Origin of the sequence: Paenibacillus sp. 203, assembly GCF_037027525.1 — a bacterium.
Classification (GTDB): Bacteria; Bacillota; Bacilli; order Paenibacillales; family Paenibacillaceae; genus Paenibacillus; species Paenibacillus polymyxa_B.
In genome coordinates, this window is the sequence record NZ_JAXCHD010000003.1 from 594,211 (window position 1) to 606,537 (window position 12,327).

Annotated in this window: 9 protein-coding genes; 4 read left to right on the forward strand and 5 right to left on the reverse strand. The window is 46.8% G+C overall.

Annotation, left to right across the window (positions count from 1 at the left end):
- The first annotated feature begins 8 nt into the window (after window positions 1-8).
- The 3 genes from WA407_RS09145 to WA407_RS09155 are packed head-to-tail and all read left to right on the forward strand — an operon-like array spanning window position 9 to window position 3,852.
- On the forward strand, window positions 9-893 hold the full coding sequence (locus WA407_RS09145) for a carbohydrate ABC transporter permease (RefSeq protein WP_044648987.1): 885 nt from the start codon (window positions 9-11) through the stop codon (window positions 891-893).
- A complete protein-coding gene (locus WA407_RS09150; protein ID WP_152643882.1) occupies window positions 893-1,720 on the forward strand; it encodes a carbohydrate ABC transporter permease in 828 nt (275 codons plus the stop codon). Before WA407_RS09145 ends, WA407_RS09150 begins: the two co-directional genes overlap by 1 nt.
- A gap of 11 nt (window positions 1,721-1,731) precedes the next feature.
- On the forward strand, window positions 1,732-3,852 hold the full coding sequence (locus WA407_RS09155) for a Sip1-related alpha-galactosidase (protein WP_336077185.1): 2,121 nt from the start codon (window positions 1,732-1,734) through the stop codon (window positions 3,850-3,852).
- Window positions 3,853-3,930: 78 nt separating this feature from the next.
- On the opposite strand, the gene WA407_RS09160 is transcribed toward WA407_RS09155, so the two are convergent.
- Window positions 3,931-4,758 carry a helix-turn-helix transcriptional regulator gene (locus WA407_RS09160; protein ID WP_302055320.1) on the reverse strand — a complete coding sequence of 276 codons (828 nt, stop codon included), beginning with the start codon at window positions 4,756-4,758 and terminating at the stop codon, window positions 3,931-3,933.
- A 213-nt stretch (window positions 4,759-4,971) separates the two neighbouring features.
- On the opposite strand from WA407_RS09160, the gene WA407_RS09165 reads away from it, so the two are divergent.
- Window positions 4,972-7,167 carry an alpha-galactosidase gene (locus tag WA407_RS09165; protein ID WP_336077186.1) on the forward strand — a complete coding sequence of 732 codons (2,196 nt, stop codon included), beginning with the start codon at window positions 4,972-4,974 and terminating at the stop codon, window positions 7,165-7,167.
- Between the two features lie 183 nt (window positions 7,168-7,350).
- Here WA407_RS09165 and WA407_RS09170 read toward each other — a convergent pair whose 3' ends face one another.
- The 4 genes from WA407_RS09170 to WA407_RS09185 form a co-directional block, all read right to left on the reverse strand.
- Window positions 7,351-7,845, reverse strand: coding sequence for a PTS sugar transporter subunit IIA (locus tag WA407_RS09170; protein ID WP_044648982.1), 495 nt, complete (start codon window positions 7,843-7,845; stop codon window positions 7,351-7,353).
- 8 nt (window positions 7,846-7,853) lie between these two features.
- Window positions 7,854-9,359 carry a sucrose-6-phosphate hydrolase gene (locus tag WA407_RS09175; RefSeq protein WP_336077187.1) on the reverse strand — a complete coding sequence of 502 codons (1,506 nt, stop codon included), beginning with the start codon at window positions 9,357-9,359 and terminating at the stop codon, window positions 7,854-7,856.
- 48 nt (window positions 9,360-9,407) lie between these two features.
- A complete protein-coding gene (locus WA407_RS09180) occupies window positions 9,408-10,862 on the reverse strand; it encodes a sucrose-specific PTS transporter subunit IIBC (protein ID WP_336077188.1) in 1,455 nt (484 codons plus the stop codon).
- Window positions 10,863-11,673: 811 nt separating this feature from the next.
- Complete coding sequence (locus WA407_RS09185; protein WP_336077190.1) at window positions 11,674-12,321, reverse strand: TIR domain-containing protein; 648 nt, start codon at window positions 12,319-12,321, stop codon at window positions 11,674-11,676.
- Between the last annotated feature and the right edge of the window lie 6 nt (window positions 12,322-12,327).

Here is a 12,327-nt window from a genome sequence, read left to right on the forward strand (position 1 = left end):
GGATAACCTTGTATAAAGAAACGACTTTGAGAGAAAAGATTACGGTATTTTCCATCTTCGCGTTGATCCCGCTATTTGTTTTTACAGCAGTGGTGATCGTTCCATTTGTCGTTGGTTTTATAATGACCTTAACCGATTGGAATGGAACCTCTTCCGTTTTTCGGTTTATAGGTTTTGATAATTATAGAGCCGCGTTTTCGGACAATGAGTTTTGGACATCCCTGTGGTTCACCGTCCGTTATGTATTTTTCACGCTGATCTTAACCAATGTTGTTGCCTTCTTCCTCGCCTTGCTTGTAACGATAGGAAGAAAGGGTCAGAATTTTTATCGCGCGGGCTTTTTTACTCCCAATCTAGTAGGCGGGATCATTCTAGGATTTGTATGGCAATTCATATTTTCTCGTGTGCTTGTTTATTTTGGAAAAGCATGGGGCCTTGATTTTCTGTCCTACTCCTGGTTAGGAGATACGACGAAAGCGTTTTGGGCGCTTGTTACTGTCGGGGTCTGGCAAAACGCAGGCTATATGATGCTGATTTTTATTGCCGGCTTAATGAGCATTCCTTCTTCACTTTCTGAAGCGGCCAATTTGGATGGAGCCGGCCCGATCCAGCAGCTCTTACGGATCAAAATTCCAATGATGATTCCCTCCTTTACCATTTGTCTATTTTTGACACTGCAACGAAGTTTTATGGTATATGATACCAATCTTTCGTTAACGAAAGGCGGACCCTATCGAGCCACCGAAATCATCGCCATGCATGTATATAACGATGCATTTATTTACCGAAACTTTGGACAGGGCCAGGCAAAAGCCATCATGATGTTCCTGATCATATCGTTAATCGTCATTTTGCAAGTCCGAATCATGAAGAAATTGGAGGTAGACGCCTGATGCGAAATAAACGTTTATTTACCGCTGCAAGCTGGTATGCAGGCATGTCTATTCTTTTCTTTCTTTTTATATTTCCCTTTTTGTTGATCCTTTTAAACTCCTTCAAGTCGAGAGTGGAGATTATCCGAAATCCTCTAACCTTGCCCAAAACGTTTGATTTTTCAAACTATACGGACGCGTTCACCCGAATGAATTTTTCGTATGGATTATATAACTCCGCAATTATTACTTGCGTCTCCGTTTTGGCTATTTTGGTGTTTTCTTCCATGTTAGCATATTACCTGGTTCGTTGGTCGAATAAAATGTCCTCTATTATATTGCTTATGTTGGTTTCGTCGATGATTATTCCGTTTCAGGCCTTAATGATTCCATTTGTCTCCTTGTATGGAAATCTCCATATGCTCAACAGCAAATGGGCGCTTATTTTCTTTTACCTGGGCTTTGGCATCAGTCTGGCCACGTTTATGTATCACGGCTTTATTAAAACCGTTCCCAAAGACCTAGAGGAAGCCGCATTAATGGATGGAGCCGGGCGCATTCAAGTGTTCTACCAAATTGTCCTTCCTATTTTAAAACCAATCTCAACAACAATTGCTATTATAGATGTTTTATGGATATGGAATGATTTCTTGCTTCCCTCTCTGGTTTTGCTTTCGAAAGAACAGCAAACATTGCCGTTATCGACCTATTATTTCTTTGGGAAATATACATCGAACTATGGAGTTGCCATGGCCGCGCTAGTTATGGCAATCATTCCCGTCATTGTCTTTTACCTCATTATGCAAAAGCAAGTTATTAAAGGTGTCGTCGAAGGAGCTGTTAAATAAGCATGGAAAATATGATTAATTTAGAAGACGCTACATTTTTAACGAATTTGAAAGTGTGCGTTTCGACAGATGAAGAGTCCTCTTTACAAAGCCTGGATTTAAAAGAAATGAGCCAAACTTCAGGGCTCGATGAACACGGTAATTTCACTAAAAAGACAAGCCTGTACACGGACAAAGACAATTCTATTTCGGTTTACCTCCATCTTATGGATTATGGCTCGACAGTCGTCTGCTTTGTGGAAGCAAGCATGGATGCTCAGGAGGTATTCTGGCGTCGGTTTTCTTTCAATGCTAGACGATCCATCGTTATTTCGGTTCCTCAGCCCCAAAAAACGGATAAGTTTTTGGGCTTTTACCACTTTAATGATTGGTGGACGCGTCCTTTTTTTACTTCCCGTATGAGTGAACTGCCTGAACGTACCCAATCGGTTCTCTGGCAGTCCGGCTCCCGCTATGCCTATTGTTTGCCTGTTGTAACTTTGACTGAAAAAACGGAGATACGAGGCTGTAATAACGGCTTTGATCTTTGTCTTTCGACCAACGTAGGCGGCCGCGACGACATTTCCGCGCCACTGTTCGTCCTTTCATACGGAGAGAACCCTTATAGCTTAATCAAGGAAACGTTGAAGTTTACACTTGATTTAATTGGTAACCCGACATCACTGAGAGAACACAAACGTTATCCGAATGCTTTGGAATACTTGGGGTGGTGCTCCTGGGACGCGTTCCGTAACGAGGTTAACGATACGGGTCTAATTGAAAAACTCAAAGAATTAAACGAGAAAAACCTCCCTGTGCGTTGGGTCATGATTGATGATGGCTGGTTAGATGTGAAAGAAAAGGGTCTGATGTCATTTGAGGCCGATCAAAAGAAATTCCCCAATGGCCTTGCTTCTTTAATTGAAGTATTAAAATCGAACTACGGGGTCCGCTGGGTCGGTGTATGGCATACCCTTTTTGGCTATTGGGCAGGGATTCATCCAGACAGCGCCATCGTCCAGGAATTTGGTGAGTTTGTGTATAAAACCGCAAAAGGCCGGTTCATCCCCTACCCTCGTGCGGATAAAGGATTCGGTTTCTGGAATGCTTTTCATCGCAGTCTTCGCCACTCGGGCGTGGATTTTGTGAAGGTCGACAGCCAGGGATCGATAAATAGTTTTTTGTTTCACCACATTCCGGATGGCCGTTCGGCGTATGAAATGCACACCGCTTTAGAAGCGTCTGCCGGGTTGCATTTTGATCAGCAATTGATCAATTGTATGGGGATGGAGTCGGAAAATATATGGTTTAGGCCTTCCTCATCGGTATCTCGCAACAGTGACGATTTTGTCCCTGGCAAAGAAATCAGCTTTAAAGAACACGCGTTCCAAAACGCCTATAACTCCTTGTATCATCATGTACTTTACTGGGGAGATTGGGATATGTTTTGGACCAACCATGAAGAGGCGCTGCAAAATGCGGTACTTCGTGCCGTTAGCGGCGGTCCGGTTTATTTTAGCGACAAGCCTGGCACTACGGAACCGAAAGATCTGCTCCCGCTCGTATTTCGTGACGGCAAAGTACTGAGAGCCGATCAACCCGGATTGCCGACTTCCGACATCTTGATGGTTAATCCTCAAAAGGATAGCGTGCCACTGAAGGTATGGGCTCCTGTCGGAGGGTCCATTTCGGTTGGTGTATTCAACATTGACCAGGAAGACCGGATTCTATGCGGGTCTATTAGCCCTTCCCAGATTCCAGTTCTGTGTAATGTAGATCAAGAATTCTATCTGTACGAGCATTTTAGCCGAAAACTGATGAAGTGTTCATACCGTCAGAGCATCCCCTTTACAATCAAGGAAAACGGAGTGGCTTTATACTTGATGGTTCCCATCCTGAACCCTCGGTTCACACTGATCGGCCTTCTTAATAAGTATCTGTCCACAGCGGCGGTTACGATTTTATTTACCGATGACAACTCTACCTTGCTGCAACTAAGAGAAGGCGGGACATTGGGTTTTGGCGCCTGCCAAGAGCCTGCGTTAGTCACGGTCAATGGAGTACCAACTCCATTCCGGCGGGACGGGGATCTTTTTGTCATCGATACTATCGAGTCCATCGACCCCCTAATCATTAACGTAGTGTTTGCGTGACCCTTCTTTTTTTTAAGCCGCTTTAAAACAGGCTGCCGAAAATTTCGGCAGCCTGTTACTATCTTCAAGACCCTATTTTCATTGATCGCTCCGGATCAACCGCCGAATTTGATACAAATCGCCCTCCATGCGGAATTCGCCTGGAGCCATTCCTGTATACTTTCGGAACACTTTGCCGAAATAATTCGCATTCGAGAAACCGGACTGTTCCGCCACCTGCTCCAATGTCAGATTTGCGGGCTCCAGCAGAAGAGCAGCCGCTCTTTCCAATCTCATACGAGTTAAATAGCGGCCGGGAGAGAGGCCAAGCTTGCGCTCAAACTCACGGGTGAGATGAAATTTAGAACATCCGGAGACCTCCGCCATGTCCTGAAGGCCAATGCTCCGATGCAGATTACTGTCAATGAAGGTCTTACAGCGTTCCACAACCGGAGGCAATGGGACGCTGCTGGCAAGAGTGACAAGATGACTCGCCAGTGACATGGCCAGTGTATAAGCGGCCCGTGAGCACTGATACATATCGCGGTAGCTGTTCTCAATAGCTTCCCGATAAGTGGCCCACAGGAGATGCTCCAAATCGGACCCCGGCTCAATCCGGAAAATGTAGCCGCTTATGTCCAGCCATTCCTGGAGGAGATGCAGCGCCAAGTGTGACAGTTCGAAGTAGAGCACTTCCCATCTGGGAGAATCAGAGGGGAGACGGTAGATATGGTCGCCCGGAACATCAGCCAGAAAAGCATCCCCCGGCTCAAGGGAATGTCTCCTCCCCCCCGTTTCAATCTCACCGCGACCATTCAATGTATATTGAAGCACACAATGGTCTCCGGTACGGTTCCGTCCATCCCAGATATAATCATGCGAAGTAATCAGCTCATATCCGGCACCCTTTAACAAGATATAGGGCATTGGCGTTATAAAGTGAAAAGATATCGAGGACTGCTTCCCTTTCCCGTTTCCCTCCTCATGATTCACAGCAATATTTCACCCTCCTCAGTTTATAAAGTTACTCTTGTTTCGGTTCTTCAGCACCTTTACGCTAATGATGAAGACAAGTTTTCTATAATCAGTTATTTCACACTCTTACTAAATTATAACACTAAAAGGAGCACGATTTCACTTATGGGCATTCATTACGATGAGAAACGCATGGTGTTTCACCTGCAAACCCCCGGTTCCAGCTACTGCATTCAGATAATTCGCGACGGCTACCTTGGGCATTTATACTGGGGACGACGAATCGCCGTCTATCAGGATTCTGTACCTTTTGATTTTATCGATCGGGGCTTTTCTCCGAATCCTGACCCTACCGACCGAAAGTTCTCCTTGGACAACCTTCCGCAGGAGTATCCGGGTTACGGGAACGGCGATTTTGGCATACCCGCCTATCAGGTCGGCCAGTCTAATGGATCTGAAATCTGTGATTTCCGTTACCAGACTCATCGGATATTCGCCGGCAAGCCAAAGCTTCCAGGTCTCCCTGCCACTTACATCGAGCGGGAGGACGAAGCGGATACGTTGGAGCTTGTGCTTGAAGATGCACTGACCGGTCTGCGTGCTACCTTAATTTATACTGTCTTTAACGAATATGACGCCATCGCGCGGTCGGTTCGTTTTGACCATACCGGCTCCGATAATTTGGTCCTTCTTCGCGCGCTCAGCGCCAGTATCGATTTCAGAGATGACGAGTATGACATGTTGACCTTCTACGGTACGCATACCAATGAACGAAATATTGCGCGGAGACCCCTAATGCCCGGCATACAGAATGCGGAAAGCCGGCGAGGTGCTAGCAGTCCCCAGCAGAATCCGTTTCTGGCCCTACTTCGCCCTGGCGCTGATGAAGACAATGGCGAGGTATACGCGCTCAATCTCGTTTACAGCGGAAACTTCATCGCCCAGGCCGAGGTTCAGCAGTACCGGACGACTCGGGTGTCGATCGGCATCAATCCGTTTGGCTTCTCCTGGCAGCTGACTCCCGGCGAAAGCTTTCAGACGCCAGAGACCATCATGGTATACTCTGCACAAGGCTTGGGCGGGATGTCCCGCGTCTTTAATAGGCTGTACCGCACGCGGCTCAGTCGCGGCAATTTTCGTGATGCCGAACGTCCGATTCTAATTAATAACTGGGAGGCCACCTACTTTGACTTTAACGCCGACAAGATCGAAGCGATCGCCCGCGAAGGGAAAGAACTTGGTATGGAGCTCTTTGTCCTGGACGACGGTTGGTTCGGTAAGCGGGACAATGATTTGAGTTCCCTGGGCGACTGGACCGTTGACCGCCGCAAGCTTCCGGAGGGGCTGGACAATCTAGCCCGGCGGATAACCGGAATGGGTATGAAGTTTGGTCTGTGGTTCGAACCGGAGATGGTCTCACCGAACAGCGAACTCTATCGGCGTCATCCCGACTGGTGTCTTCATGTGGCGGATCGTCCCTGCACGGTGGGGCGGAATCAGCTTGTTCTTGATCTGTCGCGGCGGGATGTATGCGACTATATTGTTGGAGCGCTGTCCGATATTCTGTCTTCCGCGCCGATTACGTATGTCAAATGGGACATGAACCGCCATTTGACGGAGATCGGCTCTGCCCTTCTTCCGGCGGAGCGCCAGCGCGAAACGGGACACCGGTATATCCTCGGTCTGTACAGGATATTGGACGAGCTCACTTCCGCCTTCCCGGATGTACTGTTCGAGAGCTGTTCCAGCGGAGGAGGGCGCTATGATCCCGGCATGCTTTATTACATGCCGCAAACGTGGACAAGCGACAATACCGACGCGATCAGCCGGCTAAAAATTCAGTACGGCAACAGTATGGTCTATCCGGCTGTGTCTATGGGCGCTCATGTTTCGGGTGTACCGAATCATCAAGTCAACCGGGTTACTCCTCTTGACACCCGAGGACATGTCGCGATGTCGGGAAACCTTGGCTACGAGCTCGATCTTACCAAGATGTCGCCGCAGGAAAAGATAACGATCAAGTCCCAAGTTGCGCTGTATAAAGAAATTCGCCCCCTTATCCAATTCGGAGAATTTTATCGCATTTTAAGTCCGTTCGAGGGCAACGAGGCGGCCTGGGCCTTTGTTTCTGATGACCAGAGCGAAGCTGTACTTGCTTTCTTCCGAGTGCTGAGCCAGCCGGGTGAAAGGGTGCCTATTCTGAAATGCAAAGGATTGAATTCGCGTTACCTGTACCGCCATCACGAAACTGGAAAGATATACGGAGGTGACGAGCTGATGTACGCCGGTTTGACACTTCCAAGAATAAAAGGGGATTTTATCAGCCTGTTCTGGCGGTTTAGTAAGATCGACGAGCAATGAATGTATCAAAGCAAAAAAATTAGAAGTCCAACAGAAAGCAGGGCCTGAAATCATGAGATTTCAGGCCCTGCTGGCTATGCCCCTTCGCCGTTTTGACGTGGTTATACTATTTTTGAGAAGCAAAAATCAACTGGCAAAAGTGCTGTAACAGCTTGGCGGTTCTTCGAAATCCAAGCTACACCATCATTTTAAGTGAACGCGAAGCAGTGGGACACCGTCTACCACCCCAGCGCCTTCCATCGTCTCCACCGATTTCACCATTTCCTGGTCGTCCGGGACCAACACCGGTGTGATCACCGGAAAGCCCGCCTGCTCGATTTCGGAAATATCAAATTCTAGCAGCAGCTGTCCTTTCTTGATTTTCTCACCGGTCTGAACTCGTAGGGTAAACCCTCTTCCCTTCAACGACACCGTATTAATGCCAACGTGAATCAGCAGTTGAATACCGCTAGCATGCTCCAGCAGCAGCGCGTGATTACTCCGGCCGAACGCATGCGCTACTGTTCCGTCAAACGGCGCGTAGACTTTACCTTCCCGGGGCTTAATGGCTATTCCTTTGCCCATAAAGCCACCGGCGAATGCCGGATCGGGTACTTCCGAAAGCTCAACGACACTACCTGCAAGCGGAACTCCAACTTCGATAACCTCCAGCTTTTCCTTCTTCTTAAACCATCCCATCTCTTTCCTCACCCTCCAGTTCCTAAAACATTCAGTTGGCTGCCCTCTACTTCAATTGCCCACATGTTGGCACGGTATAGAACATCACCGCCTTTGGCGAAAATGGAGAATCCCCGGCTCTCCTCGTGGGGGAATATTCGCGCGGTAAAGACCTCGCGGCCGTCATCTACGAACACTTCTACAGATGATGTATCCATAAACAAATGCAGCTTGACAGCCAAAGGATTCACCTTGCAGCTTCGGACCGTACCAAATTCTTCTGCAATCGGCCTTCCGGACAGCGTTCGATCCAGCATAAGCCTGGATTCCCTGGTGTTGCATACCAGATTCGTCCCTTCTTCTTCTCCTGTTCTCAGTCTAATACCAAATTCGACGGCGTCTACATTATTGAATTCTATTATCAGCTCGTAGCGGGAGCCGGCAAAACCGGCCGGACTAAGCGTATCGTTTGAAATTTTCCCGTCCGCGAACCTTTCCCTTCCTCTGATAGCCTGAAGTTCACGAACGGGAACCTGGTACAATCGGCCGTCCTCCACGCGCAATTCACGCGGCAGCGTCAGGCAGTGGGCCCAACCGTGATCGTCTGTGGGATAGACAATATCCGGCAGACCCATCCAGCCGACCAGAATTCGTCTGCCATCCGGCGTTAATGTTGTCTGGGGAGCATAGAAATCAAAACCACGATCCAGCAAGCGAAAATTCCCATGTCGAAACTCTCCCGTCTCCACATTCAGTGGATCACCGATTACATAACCCGACGGATAAATATTACCAGGGTCGTTCAGCTTCGCTCCCTGCGGACAGAAGCAGAGAACCCCCTGACCGTCAAATTCAAAATAATCCGGACATTCCCACATATAGCCGAAATCGGACAAACGGGTATGCAGTTCGCCAACCTCTTCCCATTTGTAAAGATCAATGGAGCGATAGAGCATGGCACAGCCAGTAAGATTGGAACGTTGCGCTCCAATTACGGCATAAAAGCAATTTTTCTGTTTCCATACTTTGGGGTCGCGATAATGATCGGTATATCCGGACGGAGGTCCGCTTATAACCGGGGAGGAGAACTTATGTATACGTCCATCTCTCTCCATTTGAGCCATACACTGATAAGGCATTCGCTCCCAACTCTTATCACGTGTATTGCCGGTGTACATGAGGTACAATCGCCCATTGTGTTCGATTGCACTGCCCGAATATACTCCATGACTGTCAAAATCCCGGTCCGGTTTTAACGCCACCCCCCGGTTCGTCCAGTGAACGAGATCCGGGGAGCTGGTATGATACCAATATTTGAGACCATGCACAGGGCCGAGAGGAAACCATTGATAGAACAAATGATACTCTTCATGAAAAAAAGCAAATCCATTCGGGTCGTTCAGCAACCCTGTCTCAGGCTGGATATGATACCCCTGGCGCCAGGGGCACCTTGCCACTCTGGCGGCCAGACCGGAGATTTCATCCGGATCGGTATCTTCTAATCTTCTGTATCTCTCTTCTTTTGTCCACTCCACTTCCACAGCAACCTCCTTACTGCAAAATAGTTCCAAGCATGCTTAAACCTACGGTCGATCCGCTGCTTCGTTTGAAGTCTCCCCTGAGGCTGACGCATTTTTTCGCTTGCCCCAGAACAGGGTGATGAGAAACGTAACCAGAAAGCTGATGCCCATGCCGATACAGAAATCAGCGATGGACTGTGGACGGATTGCGATAATACCGGGTAGCGCCGCCGGTCCCATCGAAATGGACAGCACATGTGCGTAAGCAATATAGGCGGAAGCCAGGCCGGAACCGATCATCGCAGCAATGAACGGATAGCGAAGCTTCAGGTTGATTCCGAACATTGCAGGTTCGGTAATACCGAGCAGCGCGGATATGCCAGCAGCTGAGGCGATACTCTTCGTCTTGCTGTTGCGTGTGATGAGAAAGACGGCCAGCGTAGCCGCGCCCTGAGCGATATTCGCCATCGAGGCAATCGGAAGCAAGAAGGATCCGCCCGTCTTAGCAATATCCGACAATAGTTGGGTATCCACAGCGAGGAAACTGTGATGCATTCCCGTTATGGCAATCGAAGAATAGAAAAAACCGAAAATACCTCCTCCAATGAAACCCGTCGTATCATAGAGCCAGAAGAGACCATCTGTCAGTCCGTTGCCCGCGGCGCGAAGGACCGGTCCAACAACAGCAAAGGTCAAGAGGCCGGTAATGAGGACAGACAGCAAGGGAGTCAACAGATTATCAAGATAAGATGGAATTACCTTTCGCAAATTTTTCTCGATTACCGATAAAATGTAGGATACGGCCAGTACTGGCAGAACCGTTCCCTGATAGCCAACCTTTTCGATTGAGAAACCGAACAGTTGCCAGGTGGGTACTGTCCCATCTACAAGTGTCTGGCCGTAGCTGTAACCATTAAGCAGATCGGGATGGACCATAATCATGGCCAGCGCCGCACCCAAATAAGGATTTCCACCAAACTTGCGAGTGGCCGAGAAGCCGATCAGGATGGGAAGGAAAACAAAAGGAGCGTTGGCGAATAAATTAATAATGCTTGCCCAATCGGCAATACCAGGGTACATCTCGACCAGAGACCTGGGACCAAACAGATTGCTGGCAGTCAGAACATTGTTGATCCCCATTAATAGACCCCCGGCAACAATCGCCGGAATGATCGGAACAAAAATGTCGGAAAGGGCTTTCACAAGCCGTTGAAGCGGATTCATTTTAGCTGCTCCTGCCGTCTTTAAATCGCCGGTGGACATTTCTCCGAGACCCGTAAGTTTGGCGAACTCGCCATACACGTTATTTACAATCCCGGCTCCAAGGATAATTTGATATTGCCCTCCTGTGGAAAAAGTCCCTTTAACAACATCCATTTGATCAAGCGCTTTTTGATCAAGCAAAGATTCATCTTCAAGAACGAGCCGCAATCGCGTCGCACAATGCGCAGCTGCCGTTATATTTTCCTTACCTCCCAGAGCATTCAGGATGTCAGTTGCTACTTGCTTGTAATCCATATTTCTCTCCTCCTAATATTATGAAACCGGTTCCAATTCAATTAAAAAAATGCTCGTTACCGACATTGGCCAGTAATTTTTGTTCGAAAACAACTGCCCTCCTATTACTTTCTCCGAAGAAGGTTATTGCCCCACTTCACCACTTCTCGCTCCATTCAATAAGCCCCTTTTGACCTCCTGTAAGATTGGATGGACATACAACCCTTCCATAGGATAAAAAATTGCTCAATTCAAAATGTTTGTCTTGTATTAAATTTTGTAAGGGGGCTGTTATTTGATAATAAAACACTATCCATGTCATCCTCAATGGTAAGTTAATGCGATGGCAGGGTAAAAAATTGCCCTTCATTAACACAAAAATCCACCGCACAAATTCACGGTGGATTTTTGCTCTCTTGTTAAATTAGACTCTTAAAGCTTGGGACACTGAATAATGGGGTACTATCCTATCCAGTACCTGCAGATAAACCTATCTCGTGAATCAGCATCAATGATGCAGCGCAATATCATTACTATGCTTTAAGACATCCTGAACTTGCAGGAAGTATTATACCGGCACCAGGCCCGGAGGCTCTCACCGGTTCACAATTAGCTGAGACATTTAGTGATGCATTGGATGAAAATATAAGCTTTGTCTCTTTGCCTTTTGATAGCTTCGAAGCGGGTTTACAGTGTATTTAATGGTCAATCATCCAGTTGTTTTGTATCAATTGTACGGGTAGAATGGAGGATTTTAAGAATTTATGAATAAAACTATGGCTCCTCTATGAACAAACTCTAGATAAAACAATTTTCAATTTCGTTATGATATTTATAAAAAAGAAGACCACCAATTTTTTTGAGCATTAATTTGTTTTGTAATATTAAATACATTAATTTTTTTACTTTTCTCGTAAGCATTTTCAATATACTGATTAGGATTTGAGATAAAATCATCTTCGGTTACTAAGGATATATATGAACCATTCAAAGAATCCACACTTTGGCAAGTCGGACATGCATATATAGGATTCTTAAGATTTGTTCGATTTTTGATAATGATATCATATAACTTACTTTCATCAATGCTCCTTGAACTGCATCCATCTGGATTTCTAATCGAATTAAGAATCCATCCATAGCCACCGAAATAATAATCCTTTTGGATTACACCCACAATCCCGTTACTTCTAGAAGTTCTGTCTTCTCTAGTTGTTTCTCTCAAGGAATATTCAATTTCCCAATTAATCCAATTACTCAGCTTCATATTCGGAGATATAACAACTATGGTCACCGAAGTATCAAAAATCATTTTTTTTAGATGGTTCTTAATTGTCTCTGTCTTTCTATCTGTCAAATTCGGTGATGTACTAGTTTCTCCTTGGTAGTAGCGAGCATCCATTCCGAGAGCGCCAATAATCTTATCTCTTGTCCCTTGCGCTTCGCTGTATTTATAGGAAATGAATGTTTTTCGCGCCATCTTTAT